Raw genomic sequence first — 16,609 nt, forward strand, 5'->3', positions numbered from 1 at the left:
CTTCAATCGTTTTACGCATGGAACGAATACCGAAGGTATATTGAATGAAAGTCAGTTTAACTAAAATAACTGGATCAATACTTGGGCGTCCTACCTCTGAATACATATCTTTCACCAAGTCATAAATGAAAGTGAAGTCAATGGCAGCCTCCATTTTACGAACCAAATGGTTCGGTGGCACCAGTTGATCTAAAGTAATCATTTCAAGTTGATCTCGCTGAATAGAATCATGTTTAGAAAGCATCCTCATCACCTCAAGTTTTAATCCTTCAATTTTAAAACAAAAATGACTCCAGTCAAAAGTGTTCTATCTAAATGGTAAGACAAAGTTGATTGGAGCGGGTGTTCGAGACTCCTGCGGGAAAAGCGCGTCTAGGGGAGACCCCGCAGGCAAAGCCGAGGAGGCTCCCCGACCGCCCGCGGAAAGCGAGTGCCTGGAGTGGAAATCAACGTCTAAATTGTACAGGCCATAAAAATAGACAAACTCGATTTTCATCGAGTTTGTCTACAGTCTGAAAACTGGAGACTCTCCTCCAGTTTTTTTTTCATTTTAATCACTCTTATGATTTTCCATGGTATAAAAGCATCACTGCCCATTTCTTTTGAATGGTGCCAGGTCCAAGCTTGCCCTCCCTTTATTGTTATTCTTTATAGCAGACTTCAATAAAAAATGCTTACGTGAATAATCGTTGCAGCTGATTCATGATGATTCGTTAGCTCGACATGTACAAATAGGCATACAAGTACACTTTATATATGGCCTTGCCATCATATTCCATGGAAGTTCCCACCTATATAAACCGATAATCATACCATGATTGCATTTCAGAAAAACGGTGAACGAATTACAATCACACAGTATAATACAGAATAGGAACAAGAAAGAAAAATAAAGAGGTGTAAACATGTTATTAAACGACTTTATGAGTCAAAATTTCCCGAACTTAGAACTGAGACCTCCCTTGTTTTATAATTGGAAAGTCGGTATCCGTTTTGAATTGGGTGTGGACTATGATAGTGATGATGCTCATGAAAATAGCCCCTATATACAAGGCGTATATAACAGGGCCATCACTTTATTTAAGTCTTTGCATAATCTTGACGATGATATTTTTATCGTTGCTGACGCAGACGATTTTGCAGATGGTTATAAACATAGAACAAGAGTTTTTTCTCGTTATCTGAAAGATAAATCGTTCTTATATCGATTGAACCTTACAACAATTCCATATCATTTTCCTGAAGATGATGATGAAGAAATATATAAAACATATCGATTCACCTTAAAATGCAAAACGTCTGACTTCAGGTACATTTCGATGATAAAAGCCATCTGCAATCAGGATATGGGTATAAAACCCAGTATTTTCAATAGGATCTATTTTATAAATATTAGCAGGGAAACTATATTTTACATATATGATGACAGAGGTTGTGATTTATTGGCGACCACGCCCGAAACTGTAAGAGATGTTTATCAAAAATACAACGATTTTTTATTGGATTACGACAGAATTGCTATAGACGAGATATTCAAGTAAGGGATTACCTTTACATCACGAAGTCTCGGAAGGAATAATTTTATGTACTTGTACTTACATCGTCCCATTCTTCCTCCATATAATTTACTAGCCAATTAAGAGTGTAATGTCTTTCATAGACTACACCTGCCTCTAGCGATGATGGGGTTACCCAATCATTTAATTGTGCCTCTCTGACAGCCCAATGTGCCCTGTAGGTAAAATCAAGAATATCCAATATTTCACCGACGGGCTTTATAGCGGATTTTTCCAGCAGCTCTTGTTTCGAACTAAGTAGAACGGTTTCAAAAACAAAGTCAGCATCACACGTACCCGCTGGTGCATCCAGGTCGGAAATTAGATTTACGGACCAAAGTAGAAGCCATATGCATTCGAGTTTCCAAGAGTACTGAATCCGCTCATTCTCGATGATAGGGTTTGTTGATAAAAACTTTTGCTCCTCTTTCGTGAATAATCCATTGGCATGATACTTCTCAATGAAATCTTCAATTTTTTCTGGCGGAGCCTCCATAGCTTTCGCTGCAGCTATCGATAATGGAATGATTCGGTTTATTATCTCTTCTTTCGTTCTAAGAGAAACTGCTGCTTCATCTACAATTATGGGTAAATGTTTATTTATCGGCACCCTTAGGGATTTTAAAATTTTTTCAGAAGCTTTTTTCCTTTTTTTCGAGCTCTTCATTCCGCACCTCACAAATTGAAAATCTATCCATTCACTATATCAAAAGAGCTACTTTCTCTCAACTGCTCGGCCCGTTTATGCCCCCCATCCCCTCAGTCCCTTCCTCTTTTCCCCAAAAAAAAGCTGCCTTAAAGGCAGCTCTGACTTCGACACATAGGAATAGCTATCTTCATGCAAATCAAGACACTGCCCACTATATTGTTTATATAGATTGGCGCATCTATGGAATAAGGAAGAATGCTAGGCTAGTATTACCTATTGAACATTATTACTCAATTGACCGATATTCTCGACTTCCACAACGATTTCATCCCCAGATTGGACTGGGCAGCTGCCGGATGGTGAGCCTGTTGCCAAAATGTCACCGGGCTCCAGTGTCATTACCTGTGAAAGCCAGCTGATTAGATACGGAATGCTCAGAGACATTTCATTCGTATTGCCGTCTTGGACAACACGGCCGTTTAGAGTGGTCACGATCCGTAAGTTTGTCGGATCCACACCCGTTACGATGCACGGCCCTAAAGGCCCGAACGTATCAAATCCTTTACCCCGCGTAAACTGTGGATCTTTTTTTGTTAGATCTCTTGCTGTGACATCATTGAAAATCGTGCAGCCAAACACATAATCAAGCGCATCTTCTTCTTTTATGTTTTTTCCGCGCTTCCCAATGATCAAGGCCACTTCGCCTTCAAGTTCCACTTGGTTGGTTAATTCGGCTGGAGGAAGCACAATCGTTTCCTTGTCTGCAATAAGTGAAGATAATGGCTTTAAGAATAAAAATGGTTCAACAAGGTTTGCCTCTCCCCCTGTTTCCTTTGCATGCCCTGCATATGTCCACCCGAAATTGACCACTTTGGAAGGTTTTACAGGTTCCAGAATTTTAACATCGCTATATTTCACCTTAACCCCGTCATACTTAATTTCCTTGTTGACTAGTTCGGCGAAACTGCTCGATAATTGTAATATTGAATCATCCTCAACAATTCCGTAATGTATATTGCCTTCTTGATTTTGATAGCGTACTATTTTTTGTGTTTTTTGTAAGACTTGCATTATGAATGAACTCCTTTGATGATAAGATGTACTTACTTCCGTTAATAAAAAATCCGGCTATGCTATACTATATTAACATACCTGTTCTTTCAGGTGAAAAAAGAAATGTCATCGCAACTCCATCTTCAAATAAAGTGGGAAATCAATTTTTGGTCATGATTCCCGACTGTATTTAAGTGGAATCAGCTCACTGATTTTCGTTTTCTGTAACTCTCCTTCCATTTCCAAAACAATAAAACAATCTGGGAATAATCGGAAATTAATTCCCTGCACATTCCGCACGGACTTACTACTTTTAACCTTCTATTCTTTTCATCAGAATAGGGATGTCTTACTGCAACAATCGTATCAAAGTATTTTTCTCCGTTCGAAATTGCCTTTCCAATCGCGATAGCTTCAGCACAAACTGAAACCCGCCCGATATATGCTTCCAAATGTACCGCTGAAACAATATCCCCCGACTTTGTTTTTAATGCTGCTCCCACATGATGTCTATCATCTTCATAGAGGGTTGTAATTACTTTTTTAGCTTCTTCTATTAATGCAAAATCACTTTCTGTTAAAGGATACGTTTTCATTTCTGTTCCTTCACTCTCCTTTTATGTTTATCGCGTCATAGTGGTGGTATAGACTCTTTTTCCGTGAAAACATGAAACTATTTACCACTTTTCAATGGCCACTGGACAAAACATGGAAAGATTGCCTGTTATTTTTTCACCTACACGAAGGAACAAGCCACTAGCTTCTCCTCCAATTAAGAAAGAACCTACAAGCATTTTGCCGCTATATTCTCCGTCCCAAGTATTCACCGTTTTATTGGGCATCTCTACATATTGTTGATAAACCTTTTGCCATTCTGCGTAATAATCTTCTTCATCTTTTTCGACTAACTTGGAAAAGCTGTCAAAAATCTCTACACTTCCGCCTTCGCGCCCGTAAATTGGCTTTGCTACATACGCTTCATTCTCAAAAGGAAAATCACCTTTTAAATAAGTGGGCAAAAAATGACGACGGATGCTTTCTCTTTCTTCAAAGCTGAAAATCCCGCTATCATCCCGCAGAGACCATATCAATGCTAAAACCGCTTTAGACTGCATAAGGAAGGCGCCGGGCGGATTTATTAATATCACCCTACCATCAGCAATATGTTGTAAAAAAGAGAGACCAATTTCCCTTCCGGCAGAATCTTTATCATCAACTAAGTATTCAAGCGGATACAGTCGATACAAGAAGTTAATCCTATCCCCTTCTTGGTCGAACAGCCCCTCATCCGAAACGATGATATCTTCAATAGCTATGAATTTAGTGTTATGTAATCCGCTATTATTTAAATTGAATAGCACAGTTTCACGGTCTTCATCATGCCAGCCGTAGGAGGTAAAATGAACGGTATCATCATTTGATAGATTATATTGTTTGCTGATGATTGCCCACGTTCTTTTGATATTTTCCTCAAGTTTATTCGGAGATACAAATCCATATTCTTCACATATGATTTGATTAACGATGGATGATTCTATGTATCCTGTCGGTGTATCACAATTCACTTCAACCAGCTTGATTTCATCTTCATTAACAATGAAATCCATTCTTGTAAAGTAGCTAAAAAAATCACTGGGAACATTGGCAGCATCCCAGGTATGGACAGGCAAACCCAGTTGGGACTTCCAGACGTTACTTTCTTGAGAGCCGTCCAGCAGTTTGTGATACATTTTATTGTATACATTCCCTATTTTATTGGTAACACGATTAATCCTGTCTATTTCCCGTTGAGAATATGTATGTATATCATATGACATATATTGGTGCCAATCTTCATCTTCTTCTACACTGCCCCAGGTAAAGCCCTTTTTGACCAGTTTATCGTTAAGTTCAATCCACTTTAACAGATAGTGTGCTTCATCCTTTTTTTCCATATCGTTCTCTCCTTAGATGCATTTTGAAATGGCGATTTAACTGCTTGCCCCACCTTTTCCGCTTCCAATACCGGTGGAACCTTTACTCGATCCACTGACGGCATCATTTTTCGTTGTCTTGGAACCAGTTACCGGAGGAACCACTGTATGATTGCTTGAATTTGTATTGGTATGGGAGCTAGATCCCGAGCCCGAACCTGAACCTGAGCTTGATTCATCTTGTTCTTCGTCTTCCTTGTATTTTTCAGCATTTTTATTAACAGAAGGAGCAGATCCGCAACCTGCTAAAACAGAGCTGGTTAACCCTAAAGTCGCTATCAATGAGGCTAATTTTTGCTTATTCATTTTCATTTACCATTCACCATTTTTCAGTTGTATTTTTTCGAGTATCAGCGATGCATAAGTTAGCTATCCAAAGGTTCTCTATATTCTACGGTTGAAAAGCCCCAATAGTTTCATAATATTTCCTTATTGAAACAACTCTGTCCCTTTCGTTCCAAAAGAAAAAACTGCCTAGAAGGCAGCTCAAGTACTACTCCGGTTTCTTATGTAAAAAAATGGAGTCCCACAGCCAAAGGACAACAGCAGTAGAAAGGCTTAATTTATAGTACTGTTTCATTTTTACTATATCATGGCAGCGTTAATGAGAAAATAGTGTACAACAATAAGTAAAGCAAGTTAAATTTCCTTGGATACTTATTGAGAATAACCTGTTAGGACACTTCAAATGGCGCCACGTATAAATCTTGATCAAAAACTCATCTCGTCTCTTTATGACATGATCTATCTTCAGGAAGTAAAACCTTTCTTTTGGAAACGTAAAGAAACAAGATGGCATGTGTTTGTTAGGCAAAAACAAAAGCACGGTAAGCGTTGGACTACTTTAAAGGCCCTTGGCCAGTTCTTGTAAGAGTGAACCAAAATGTGCAGCCTGCCTTGTCGTTCCGTTCGACTCCTATTTCACCATCATGCAGTTCGATAATGGACTTGGCTATTGCCAGCCCTAGCCCGGATCCACCTGTTTCTCTATTTCTGGATTTCTCCACACGATATAAGCGTTCGAAAACATAAGGCATATCTTCTTCTGGTATCCCCTCGCCTTCATCGGTTATGGATATTTTTATATATCCGTTCTTGTATCTTCTTCCTGTGATTTTCATGGTACCATTCATTGGGGAGTATCGAATTGCATTTTCCAATAAATTGATGACAGCTTGTTTCATTTTTGATGGGGATATTAAAACCGGTTCCGATTGTTCTGGTAAGTCCACTTCTATATTGAGCTTCTTTTCTTCAATTTGAAACAACTGATTTTGGAGTGTCTCAAGGATCAGCTGATCTATATGGTATGGTTGTTTCTCAAGAGTGATCCCATCTGCATCAAGCTGAGACAGTTGAAAGAGTTCGTCTATTAATTCGCTAAGCCGTTGGGTTTCAAGACCTAGTGTCCTTAAATATTGCTTGAAGGTTTCTTTGTCTTCTACGACACCATCTTCAAGCGCTTCGGAAAAGGCCTTGATGGAAGCGATCGGTGTTCGTAGATCGTGTGATATATTTGCAACCAATTGCTTTCTTGAGGCTTCGGATTTAGACAGATTTTCAAAACTTTTTAGTAATTGCTCATTCATATCATTAAAATTCGAGGCCATTGTGTTTAACTCAATAATATTACTTCCGTTTATCCTGCAATTAAAGTCCCCTTCCCGAATTTTCTCGACACCGGCTGATATATCCTGAATGGATTTTAAAATGGGCTTAGTCAGGTACAAATGTACCAGGATGGATATTACTGTAGCAATTAACGTAATGATGACTAACAAATTAAAAATCGTCGGGGGCAGTACCATTTCAACATAACTGAAGATCAAGAAAATCACAATTACCCCAATGCTTGCGATGTTAGCCAAAAGGAGCTGGGTTCTTATTTTCATTCTTCATCCCCGCTTTCAAACTTGTAACCCACTCCCCAAACCGTCTTAAGCATTTGAGGGTTGGATGGATCACGCTCCAGTTTCTCACGCAATCGCCTCATATGGACAGTCACCGTTGTTGTATCTCCCTCAAACTCCATATTCCAAACTTTATCCAATAGTTGGGATCGGGAGAAAACTTGCTTTGGATGGTTAATCAAGAGCCAGAGGATGTCAAACTCCTTCATGGTCAATTCAACTGGATTTTGACTGAGATAAACCGTTCTTGTTACTTCATTAACCTCTAGCTCCCCGTATTGGACCAGTTTTACTTTGTCTTCCCTATTTTCCGTGTGTAACGGATCTCTTCCCAGCAGGCGGAAGATCGATTTAACCCGCAATACGAGTTCCCTCGGGCTAAACGGTTTGGTGACATAGTCTTCTGCTCCATTTGTCAGTCCCATCAGCCTATCCTGCTCTTCCCCTCTTGCCGTTAACATGATGATCGGGACATCATCCACCTCACGTATTTCCTGGCACACTTCCCATCCAGTTTTATAAGGCATCATTAAATCCAGAATAACCAAATCTGGCTTTTGTTTTTTCCATTTGGCAATGGCCTCCTCGCCATCACTCGCTTCAATGGTGAGGTAGCCCTCCCTTTGTAAATACCTTTTACAAACATCTCTTATGCTGCTTTCATCATCTACAATCAATATCTTTTTTGTCATGATTTCACCTCTCCCTATTAAAAATAATCCTCATGCAATATTGCGCAAGGGGAATATATTGAACGTTCAACAAAAGTGTTTGCAGCGAGTGTTGCGAAACCCTCAAAAAACTATAGACAAACTCGATTCAGATCGAGCATGTCTATAGTTCGAGGGATACCTTATGTATCTTCTCCCATACAACTTGTAAACTAGCTTAGCTTCCGTGATATGTGCTGTAGCCTCCAGGTGCGGCTACAATTGGTACATGGTAATGTTGTTTAGAATCAGTCACTTTAAAACGAAGTGGAACTTCGTCCAGGAATTCATCTGCACCCTTTGAGCCTTGTTTATCAAAGTAGTCGCCTATAAAGAAGTGGATTTCATACGTACCTTGTTTCATTTCCTTTGGTGTAAGCAGTGAACCAACGCGCCCCTCTTTATCCGTTTTTGCCGTGTGTAAGTATTTCATCTTGCCCTCTTCATTCACGCGATATACTTTAACTTTTACATTTGGTGCAGGTTTTCCTTTTACTTCGTCAAGTACGTGTGTTGAAAGCCCCCCCATTGGTTTTGCTGGAGTCGTCGTTTCCTTCGTATCTTTGACCGGACTTTCGTTACTTGCTGCATGTGCTACCTGATCATTCCCTTGATTCTGTTGTACCTGCTCTAATTGACCAAATCCCAGAAATCCTGCACATGATAGGACAGCGGCACCCGCTATACTTGCTACGTATTTTTTCATTCATAACTCCTCCTTATTCTGTCAATATGTATACAATACCTCCCATATGTTATGAAACTCTAACGAAACTATTAATTTTTCCTTAACTGCCCACTTATTTTGCGACCACCTTCAGAAATATTTCTTTGAAAATGAGAAAAAGGCTGCCGCAGCAACCTCCCTTATAAAAATTCTTATATTTTCGTAAAAGTATGGTTGCCCTAAAATAAGTCCCGCGTTAGCTTTTTCGATATATAGTCGAGCTGATTTACCATATGGTTATCGTCAACTTGCACTGCATGATCAGCGTTAAAGAGCTGAAGCTTCTTCAGCCTATAGTAATCCAATAATAATTGATGAAGTGTCAGACCGTTCAGCATTAGGAATTTAGCATCTATCATGGACCGGACCAATACATCATCTTGTAGAAAAATAAGCTTTTCATTAACTGTATTGAATATGCCTTTTTCTTTTCCCTCTTCATAAAAAACCGTCATTTTTTCTTCTCTTCTTTGCATCGCATCCCGCAGTTGATCGTGTAAATATGGATACATGATTTGAAGCTCATTCAAAAATACATCCGAGATATAGGCGGCAAGTAAAATCGATTGTTCGAATGACTGTTGAAAACCCTTTGTAAACGATTCGACCGTATTATTCGATTCGACAACAAGTTCATTTAAATAGTCAACGAAACTATTGACAGACCCTTGGATAACATCTTCTTTGGAAGTGAAATATTTGTACATGGTCGCTTTACTTACATCCATGTATTTCGCCATATCATCCATTCGAATGGATTGGAAGCCATTCTTCCTTATAATGGGGATGATTTTAGTAAGTAATCTTGTTCTCATGTCATTTTGAGAACTTTGATTTTGTTCGTTGTTCGCAGTCAAGTCGTTCTCCTCCTTCACTTTCTTCATTATTACATAAAAAACTAGGGAAATAAACACAGTGAACAAAGTAAACTATTTTAACTATTTTAGTTTACTTAGTTCGTTGTTGGTGTTATTCTATTTTTGATATAACAAACGAAGGGAGCTGCTAATGATATGAGAACACGAAAATTAGGAAATAGTGACTTACAAGTGTCAGCTATGGGCCTTGGGTTGATGGGGATGTCTGGAACATATGGTGCAACTGATGACAAAGAATCCACTCGGACCATCCACCGTGCGCTGGAGTTAGGTGTGACATTGTTAGATACAGCCGATATTTATGGAAATGGACATAATGAAGTGCTTCTTGGAAAAGCATTAAAAGGACGGCGGGAACAAGCCATTATTGCTTCCAAGTTTGGTTTCTTACCTGACTACAGCGTGAGTGGGCACCCGGATTATGTAAAAAAATCAATAGAAGAAAGTCTTCGTCGATTGGATGTAGACTACATTGACCTTTATTATCAGCATCGCGTAGACCCTAATGTCCCGATTGAAGAAACAGTAGGAGCGATATCCGATTTAATAACGGCCGGTAAAGTTCGTTATCTTGGTTTATCGGAAGCCGGTGCTGAAACGATTAAACGCGCTCATGCCATTCACCCAATTTCCGCTTTACAAACCGAATACTCCCTTTGGAGCCGGGATATTGAAGATGAAATCTTGCCGGTTGTGAAAGAATTAGGTATTACCCATGTGGCATACAGTCCACTAAGCCGCGGGATGATCTCTGGGGAATTACGTAAGTTTGAAGATCTTGCTGAAGACGATATTCGCAGATGGTTACCACGTTACCAAGGAGACAACTTCCAAAAGAATCTGGATGTTCTGGAAGAAATAAAAAAAATCGCAGAGGAGAAAAATGTTACACCCTCTCAATTAGCTCTAGCATGGACAATGGCAAACGATGCCTTGCCGATTCCTGGTACAAAGCGCATCAGCTATTTAGAAGAAAATGCAGCTGCCGTTCAAATTCCCTTAACAGCTGAAGATTTGGAGCGTATCGAAGCAGTGAGTCCAAAGGATTTGGTACATGGAGAGCGGATGCAAAGCGAGCAAATGAAACAGACTAATTTATAAAACGGAAATGATTTATCCACGAATATAATATAAAAAATCATGAGGTGTCAGGGAGGATAAGCAGAATGAGACAAGAACGATCTTTAGAAGAAAGAATTCAATATCTTGAGGATATTGAAAGCATCAAGAAGCTACAAGCCACATATGGACATTATGTAGATAAAGGCTGGAATGGCAAGGAAGTGGATTTTGAAAGCCTTCCTGCTCTTTTTACTGAAGACGCCACTTGGAAATGTGCAGCTATGGGTGTCGATTCGAAAGGAGTCAATAATATTATCGATATGTTGAAAGAAGCGACTGCCGACGGTGAACTTGGCATGCATAGCTTCACTAACCCGATCATTAACATTAAAGGAGATCAAGCGACCGGAAAATACTTGTTATGGGTTGGTGTAAAAGGTAACGGTGTAACAAACCTCGTTTATCAAAGTGAGGATGTTGAATACCTACGCACAGATGAAGGATGGAAAATTACCTCTATCAATCTTCATTTTGCTCAATTATTGAATTCTTAACCACAATAAGCCCTCCTGCAGATTGAATGGAATGCAGGAGGGCTTGTTCATTTACGTGAACCGCCATGTTTTGTCACTGCTTGGTTAGCCAGACAACGTAAAACCATACCCAGATATAAACTGTTCCAAGGAAGGTCTAATTTCACTTTCTCACAGTTGACCTCTAGCTCCCGTTACCTGCACCATGAAGAAACCCACCAATCAACTCATCGTCTTCCATATCATATAGAGAACAAGCCATGCAAAAAGAAGAAGCATTATTTACATTTACGTATAAAACCGGATAATGTTTGCACCCACTTTTCAGAGGAATACTATACACTAAAAATAATACCTTAAATGAACCAACCAGACCTCGAGCTGTATCTGACAAAGCGCTCATTTTTATGATTTCAATATGCCCATGATAATAGCTAATAAGAACATACTGTAGAAAACGGCGGCCATATCTCCTGGATTCAATTTTTTTGACAGCATTAAGCGATTTCTAAAAATCACAAAAAACCTTGATATATCAGGGTTTACCCTGGTGTAACCCATAGGTTGCACGGCAATGCGCCCAATACTCGCTTTACTTTAAAGGTGCCAGCTCACCATACTAGGAAACAAGAAAGGAAAGGAATTATTCATGATACTTAGCGAACGATTGAAACAAGAACGGGAAAAGCGGAATTGGTCACAGAATGATCTTGCAGAGAAGATTCATGTGAGTCGGCAATCTGTGTCGAAATGGGAAACAGGAAAAAATTATCCGAGCATCGAAGTAATCATTCATTTGAGTGACTTATTTCATATTACGATTGATGAATTATTAAGGAGTGACGAGGAATTGAAAGAAAAAATAATACGGGATAGTAAGCAATTGGCATTTCCAAATAGAAAGGTATTCTTTGATAGTGTGTTTTTACTTGGATCATTTTTATTAATATCCAAACTCATCATTTTGGGCCTTAACAAATTTGCTGGCACAGACATTACGTTTTTAGAAGGTATGCCAGCTGTGTCGAATTTCCTGCCATTGGCGCTGATGCTTATCGGTGGTATCGGCTCGGATCATTTGAAAGATAAATATGCCCCTTGAATGGAGCGCTGTCTCAATGTCGGGCGGATACATGAATTGATTTTCCCCTTCGGAAACGGGCGCCTGAGGACCTTGAAGGTACCCTAGTCGCCTTACTCGAAGACTCGGAAATGCAATCCGAACGGCCTTACTCCATATTAACTTCGACCTCGAAATTCACCTTCAGTTCGGGAAAATATTCATCCCTCCAGTTTTTTAGTTCATTATAAGAAATAAACTGTTGAAATTCTTGGCCAAAGCCAAATATATCGGCATGGCTTTCCTGCATTCTCTTAAGTACTTGAAAAAACCGCTTTTCAATAACTCTTTCAAGTTCTTCAATGATTTTTTTATTTGTGACTCCATCATTTCTCTCTAAAACGTTTATTTTTATATTCAAGTTGCTAGACAATGACGGTTTATTATTTTTCAACGATGGTGTCAGTCGAATTGAACTGTTTGAAACCATAATACTGGCAAAACCTAAACTCTCTATTTTCCCTTTTTCATTTTTGTTTTGCAGCACACGAATTAATTGGATTTCTTCCGGTCTGAATCTATCCATTAATTCGCCTTTTTTCAAGATATCCGAGCCTTCGAAGATTAATACTGTATTCTTTCCTGAACGGATGACAGGAACGGCGATATCTTTAGTGGAAGAAAACAGGCTCCGATACACTTCCCAAACAGGGGTACTAAAGATCTCTGGAGCCCAGTCAGCCCCTTTATTAAAAAAGTCATAGATGGAAGAAGCATGGACACCCAATTTATCGTTAATGCTTGATAATACATCCTCGACATTTTCATCTGTAATGGCTATTAACGACCTGGACGGAATCTCTTCTGAGCCCATTAAAAATTTTACAATGGCCGATAATTCCTTTTGATTATGCGCCAAGTTGTTTTGAACGACAATTAATCTTATTTGTGTGTAATCAACAGCATTTTCCGAGTTTGTCCTGATTTTCCCAAGTGCACTTGTAATCGATTCGCCTTTCCCTGTTACGACCTTCGATACTTGGCTTTCATTTTTGAGTACAGGTATTTGTAATGTCACTTTATACTGTCCTCCCTGTTCCTTGGAAATGCCCAAGACTAACGGAATGGTGCGCTTATTAATATCTTTGATATCCCAACATCCGCTGAGAAGGATGATCGTCATACATACGATAGAAAGTTTAAATAGTCTATTTTTCTTCATGCCCCCTAACACCTCTATTCGACCAGGATCCATAGATAAATATGGTTATTGGAATGATAATCATGAAAAAAGCTTGAGCACCTGAGCTCCACAAAAAATATTTTTCCAGCAAATATTTGTTTGGAACAACTAACGCGAAAATAAATGCGATGAAAGCACAAGCAATAATCCAATACGAAGAATGCCATTTGAATATTTTTTGCATGATTGTTCCTATCATCCAAAATAAAACTGAATTCGTCAGTATCACTAATCCGACCAGCAACACACCGAAGAATATGGCTTGTCGATTGAATGAAAACCAGCTAATGTCTATTGAGTCCATTGCTTCCAGGAAAGGATTTTTCAGCGTAACGACCGTATCTTGTCCGAAAATGAATAAGGGGATATACACGACTGATAGGAATAATAGCGTTACAATCACCCATGCTCCAAAAAGTTGGCGAAATATCAATTTTGTTTTGGAAGTCATGAACCCCAAAAACAAAAATGAGGAAAATCCTAATAGGTAAAAAAATTTAATATCCACCAAGAACTTGGGTGGAAGATTCAAACCAGGCGTCACATTATGTATATTAAAATTTATTACGGAAGAGAAAATATTCAAAACCACCAAAGGAATAACAAACAGGAAAATGAAAATGGCGGAACGCAAAATTGTTCCTAAACCTTTTAAAGCTGTATATATCGAAATGAAAAATAGCAGCATCAATATTGCCCAATAAGGGGTTCGAGGCAAAAAAATCGAAATGATGACTTCCGTGTGGATGCGAATGTTGAGGGAAGCTAGCGCAATCAAGTTGATCACAAACGGAGTAAGGAAAACAATTGCCGCCCACCTTCCCATTTTCAAATATATATCAATGACATTATGTGTCGGAAAGTAATGTAATCCTTTAATGTAGACCCAAATCAACATTAATTGCAGAAGAGCTTGGCAGATGATGACTTCCCAATGAGCTGTTTTCGTTAACATATATATGAGGTTAGGATATACAACATAGCCAAAGCTTAAATGTATGATAATGAAAACTGCTGCGATTTGTATCCGTTGCGTCACTTTGTTGCTCCTTCTTTTTTAATACGGAACGTCATATATGGAATGTCGACCGATGTTAAACTTGCCAAGTATATTATGGTGAAAATAAAACCCGTACATACCCCTAAAATACCGAAAAGTGATGCCAATATTAAAATCGGATATTTCAGCAAGCGAATGTACAAAGAATTCTGCATGCCGATGACCGACGAACTTGCAATCACGACAGCCGTGATCACAATCACCAACAAGTTACTGACTAATTTGGCCTCCACCATCGCCTGTCCCAATATGATTCCTCCAACCATTGTAATGGCCGGTCCGACGCTTTTGGGAAGTCTTACAATCGCTTCTAGTATCAAATCAACCAACACGACCATGGCGATCGTTTCCAGAAAGGCCGTTAACGGAATGCCCTCCCTGCTCTTGGCGACAAACAACGCAAGATCCAACTTAAATACCTCCGGATTCACCGACACCAAAGCAACATATAACGCAGGGAGGATCAGCGTGGCCACAAGCCCTATCACTCTAAAAAACCGAAGCATAAATGAAAGGATCGAAGGGAAATTGCGGTCATTTATACTAACTAACATGTCCCAAAGGAGGTTAGGAAAAGCAAGCGCAAACGGACAATTATCCAAAAAAAGCACGATTTTGTTCTCTTTTAATGAATGTATGGCCGAAATCGGCAGTTCGGTGGCGAAAAGATGACTGACAGGACTCAACCTGCGTTTACCAAATTGCAAATTGAGGTCATCAATTGTATCAATATCTGATTTAATCCCTTTTAACTGCTGGTCGACCTTGTCAATAAGGGCATTTGGGGTCCTGCCTTTAATATAGAGCATGGATAACTTTCGCTTTTCCAGGTCTCCGACTTCATAGGAACAATGGCATAGACTTGCAGTGGTAAGCCTTTTTCTGATCATCCCGACGTTCGTATTGATATCATCTCCAAACGCATCCGTAGATGATTGAATCGGACTTTCATTTTTAGGCTCGGAAACGCTGCTCCTCAAACTTTGAACGATGGGATTAACGATGGCATTTTGTTTGCCGTCTTCTGAAACGATCACTAAATTGCCTTCTAAAATCCCTTTAATCAGCTGTTTTGCATCAACGTTCACCCGGTCATTAAGATTTATGAACAAAGCTTTTACTGACGTGTTCGAATCTGCCATTTGCTGAACATATAATTTCGACTTCGTTAAATCGACCAGCGTTTTGAACCCTATTAGAAAAATTTTTGTTTGATCTACTAGTTCTTCTTCAATGAAAAAATCGCCTTGATTGGAAAACGTGGCCTCAATTTCTTTTACTATTTCATTCCTCATTAAATTGCCCCTTAACAACTGGTAATAGATAGATTATTTGCAATAAAGACCGTTTTTATTCGATAAATGCCGACGGACTCAAAGACAGTCATCCTCTGTTTTTTTACAAATCTCATGCATCTAAACTGTTTAGTTCGATAAAAAAAGCTGCCTTCTTGGCAGCTCAGTTTGTCTATTTTTATATGTTGTACAATGTTGTGCCTGGAGTGTCTCACGAAGACGCGCATTTCCGGATATTGCCTTGCATAAAAAAACCGTCTTAAAGGCTGCTCCGCGCTTCAGCCTACTTACTGTTAGTTGATTACACCGAGTTCATCTATTGTTTAAAGTGAGGAAATCAGCCTCTAAGGTCCAGTTTTCTTAAATCTCGTCGACATTGCTTCCCGGTCGGATGACAACAAAAAAGCCGACCGTTAGCAGCCCTGAACTTTACCACTAATCGTATGCCTGCTTAACAAAAACAAGCAAAGCATCATTTGGTCACCTACTATGCAAAAAGGCGGACGCCGAAGCGATCCCTGTTAGTCATTCTTTCTTATCCTTTTCAAGTAATTCAATTATTCTATCAAGTTTTTGTTCCATATTGCCGGACTTGCTTGGTTGTTTAGCGGCACGTGCTCGAACAACGTAATAAACAGCGTAAAATATTCCTACTAGGACAATCATGATAAAAAACTGATAAATCATGTCGCCAGAATTGATAAACAAGAAATCACTCCTTTACATAATCAAATGATTATACCACAATTTTCAATTTTTTAACTCCGCAGGAAAAGGCGATCCTTCCAAATGGAAGGATCGCCTCAGACTGTAGACAAACTCGATGAAAATCGAGTTTGTCTATTTTTATGGCCTGTACAATTTAGACGTTGATTTCCACTCCAGGCACTCGCTTTCCGC

At 39.2% G+C, this 16,609-nt stretch carries 17 protein-coding genes and 1 pseudogene; 4 read left to right on the forward strand and 14 right to left on the reverse strand.

Annotation, left to right across the window (positions count from 1 at the left end; translation table 11 throughout):
- Positions 1 to 244, reverse strand: a 244-nt coding sequence (locus AS888_RS12715) for a transposase (RefSeq protein WP_185113085.1), incomplete at its 3' end; no start/stop codon positions are given.
- A 661-nt stretch (positions 245 to 905) separates the two neighbouring features.
- Between AS888_RS12715 and AS888_RS12720 the strand changes: the two genes are divergently transcribed.
- On the forward strand, positions 906 to 1,541 hold the full coding sequence (locus AS888_RS12720) for a DUF3885 domain-containing protein (RefSeq protein ID WP_260320195.1): 636 nt from the start codon (positions 906 to 908) through the stop codon (positions 1,539 to 1,541).
- Positions 1,542 to 1,581: 40 nt separating this feature from the next.
- On the opposite strand, the gene AS888_RS12725 is transcribed toward AS888_RS12720, so the two are convergent.
- From AS888_RS12725 to AS888_RS12765, 9 genes and pseudogenes are all read right to left on the reverse strand, one after another.
- Positions 1,582 to 2,223, reverse strand: a complete 642-nt coding sequence (locus tag AS888_RS12725; protein ID WP_061142529.1) for a DUF4272 domain-containing protein — start codon at positions 2,221 to 2,223, stop codon at positions 1,582 to 1,584.
- Positions 2,224 to 2,478: 255 nt separating this feature from the next.
- Positions 2,479 to 3,276: a fumarylacetoacetate hydrolase family protein gene (locus AS888_RS12730; RefSeq protein WP_061142530.1), complete on the reverse strand. Its 798-nt coding sequence runs from the start codon at positions 3,274 to 3,276 to the stop codon at positions 2,479 to 2,481.
- Between the two features lie 153 nt (positions 3,277 to 3,429).
- A pseudogene (locus tag AS888_RS12735) lies at positions 3,430 to 3,854 on the reverse strand (cytidine deaminase).
- 81 nt (positions 3,855 to 3,935) lie between these two features.
- On the reverse strand, positions 3,936 to 5,192 hold the full coding sequence (locus tag AS888_RS12740) for a glutathionylspermidine synthase family protein (RefSeq protein ID WP_061142531.1): 1,257 nt from the start codon (positions 5,190 to 5,192) through the stop codon (positions 3,936 to 3,938).
- A 36-nt stretch (positions 5,193 to 5,228) separates the two neighbouring features.
- The gene (locus AS888_RS12745) at positions 5,229 to 5,537 is read right to left on the reverse strand and encodes a hypothetical protein (protein WP_155645477.1); all 309 of its coding nucleotides are present in this window, start codon (positions 5,535 to 5,537) and stop codon (positions 5,229 to 5,231) included.
- 533 nt (positions 5,538 to 6,070) lie between these two features.
- Positions 6,071 to 7,123 carry a sensor histidine kinase gene (locus tag AS888_RS12750; RefSeq protein ID WP_061142533.1) on the reverse strand — a complete coding sequence of 351 codons (1,053 nt, stop codon included), beginning with the start codon at positions 7,121 to 7,123 and terminating at the stop codon, positions 6,071 to 6,073.
- Positions 7,120 to 7,833, reverse strand: coding sequence for a response regulator transcription factor (locus AS888_RS12755; RefSeq protein ID WP_061142534.1), 714 nt, complete (start codon positions 7,831 to 7,833; stop codon positions 7,120 to 7,122). Before AS888_RS12755 ends, AS888_RS12750 begins: the two co-directional genes overlap by 4 nt.
- A 196-nt stretch (positions 7,834 to 8,029) precedes the next feature.
- Complete coding sequence (gene uraH, locus AS888_RS12760) at positions 8,030 to 8,557, reverse strand: hydroxyisourate hydrolase (protein WP_061142535.1); 528 nt, start codon at positions 8,555 to 8,557, stop codon at positions 8,030 to 8,032.
- A 200-nt stretch (positions 8,558 to 8,757) separates the two neighbouring features.
- Positions 8,758 to 9,435, reverse strand: a complete 678-nt coding sequence (locus tag AS888_RS12765; RefSeq protein WP_061142536.1) for a TetR/AcrR family transcriptional regulator — start codon at positions 9,433 to 9,435, stop codon at positions 8,758 to 8,760.
- A 156-nt stretch (positions 9,436 to 9,591) separates the two neighbouring features.
- Here AS888_RS12765 and AS888_RS12770 point away from each other — a divergent pair, with 156 nt between their 5' ends.
- The 3 genes from AS888_RS12770 to AS888_RS12780 all read left to right on the forward strand — a co-directional run bounded on the left by AS888_RS12770 (position 9,592) and on the right by AS888_RS12780 (position 12,153).
- Complete coding sequence (locus AS888_RS12770) at positions 9,592 to 10,557, forward strand: aldo/keto reductase (RefSeq protein ID WP_061142537.1); 966 nt, start codon at positions 9,592 to 9,594, stop codon at positions 10,555 to 10,557.
- 65 nt (positions 10,558 to 10,622) lie between these two features.
- The gene (locus AS888_RS12775) at positions 10,623 to 11,072 is read left to right on the forward strand and encodes a nuclear transport factor 2 family protein (RefSeq protein WP_061142538.1); all 450 of its coding nucleotides are present in this window, start codon (positions 10,623 to 10,625) and stop codon (positions 11,070 to 11,072) included.
- 628 nt (positions 11,073 to 11,700) lie between these two features.
- Positions 11,701 to 12,153 carry a helix-turn-helix domain-containing protein gene (locus tag AS888_RS12780; protein ID WP_061142539.1) on the forward strand — a complete coding sequence of 151 codons (453 nt, stop codon included), beginning with the start codon at positions 11,701 to 11,703 and terminating at the stop codon, positions 12,151 to 12,153.
- Between the two features lie 127 nt (positions 12,154 to 12,280).
- Here AS888_RS12780 and AS888_RS12785 read toward each other — a convergent pair whose 3' ends face one another.
- The 4 genes from AS888_RS12785 to AS888_RS12800 form a co-directional block, all read right to left on the reverse strand.
- The gene (locus AS888_RS12785; protein ID WP_061142540.1) at positions 12,281 to 13,333 is read right to left on the reverse strand and encodes a Ger(x)C family spore germination protein; all 1,053 of its coding nucleotides are present in this window, start codon (positions 13,331 to 13,333) and stop codon (positions 12,281 to 12,283) included.
- Positions 13,320 to 14,393, reverse strand: a complete 1,074-nt coding sequence (locus tag AS888_RS12790; protein WP_061142541.1) for a GerAB/ArcD/ProY family transporter — start codon at positions 14,391 to 14,393, stop codon at positions 13,320 to 13,322. Before AS888_RS12790 ends, AS888_RS12785 begins: the two co-directional genes overlap by 14 nt.
- Positions 14,390 to 15,709: a spore germination protein gene (locus tag AS888_RS12795; protein ID WP_061142542.1), complete on the reverse strand. Its 1,320-nt coding sequence runs from the start codon at positions 15,707 to 15,709 to the stop codon at positions 14,390 to 14,392. Before AS888_RS12795 ends, AS888_RS12790 begins: the two co-directional genes overlap by 4 nt.
- Before the next feature lie 525 nt (positions 15,710 to 16,234).
- Positions 16,235 to 16,396: a DUF4083 family protein gene (locus tag AS888_RS12800; RefSeq protein ID WP_155645478.1), complete on the reverse strand. Its 162-nt coding sequence runs from the start codon at positions 16,394 to 16,396 to the stop codon at positions 16,235 to 16,237.
- Positions 16,397 to 16,609 lie beyond the last annotated feature (213 nt).

Source organism: Peribacillus simplex (genome assembly GCF_001542915.1).
GTDB classification, from domain to species: Bacteria; Bacillota; Bacilli; order Bacillales; family DSM-1321; genus Peribacillus; species Peribacillus simplex_B.

Coding starts and splice junctions, on each gene's coding strand:
- AS888_RS12740 (WP_061142531.1), bottom strand. CDS start 5,192: ATGGAAAAAAAGGATGAAGCACACTATCTGTTAAAGTGGATTGAACTT.
- AS888_RS12725 (WP_061142529.1), bottom strand. CDS start 2,223: ATGAAGAGCTCGAAAAAAAGGAAAAAAGCTTCTGAAAAAATTTTAAAA.
- AS888_RS12770 (WP_061142537.1), top strand. CDS start 9,592: ATGAGAACACGAAAATTAGGAAATAGTGACTTACAAGTGTCAGCTATG.
- AS888_RS12785 (WP_061142540.1), bottom strand. CDS start 13,333: ATGAAGAAAAATAGACTATTTAAACTTTCTATCGTATGTATGACGATC.
- AS888_RS12730 (WP_061142530.1), bottom strand. CDS start 3,276: ATGCAAGTCTTACAAAAAACACAAAAAATAGTACGCTATCAAAATCAA.
- AS888_RS12795 (WP_061142542.1), bottom strand. CDS start 15,709: ATGAGGAATGAAATAGTAAAAGAAATTGAGGCCACGTTTTCCAATCAA.
- AS888_RS12745 (WP_155645477.1), bottom strand. CDS start 5,537: ATGAATAAGCAAAAATTAGCCTCATTGATAGCGACTTTAGGGTTAACC.
- AS888_RS12775 (WP_061142538.1), top strand. CDS start 10,623: ATGAGACAAGAACGATCTTTAGAAGAAAGAATTCAATATCTTGAGGAT.
- AS888_RS12800 (WP_155645478.1), bottom strand. CDS start 16,396: ATGATTTATCAGTTTTTTATCATGATTGTCCTAGTAGGAATATTTTAC.
- AS888_RS12780 (WP_061142539.1), top strand. CDS start 11,701: ATGATACTTAGCGAACGATTGAAACAAGAACGGGAAAAGCGGAATTGG.
- AS888_RS12720 (WP_260320195.1), top strand. CDS start 906: ATGTTATTAAACGACTTTATGAGTCAAAATTTCCCGAACTTAGAACTG.
- AS888_RS12755 (WP_061142534.1), bottom strand. CDS start 7,833: ATGACAAAAAAGATATTGATTGTAGATGATGAAAGCAGCATAAGAGAT.
- AS888_RS12750 (WP_061142533.1), bottom strand. CDS start 7,123: ATGAAAATAAGAACCCAGCTCCTTTTGGCTAACATCGCAAGCATTGGG.
- uraH (WP_061142535.1), bottom strand. CDS start 8,557: ATGAAAAAATACGTAGCAAGTATAGCGGGTGCCGCTGTCCTATCATGT.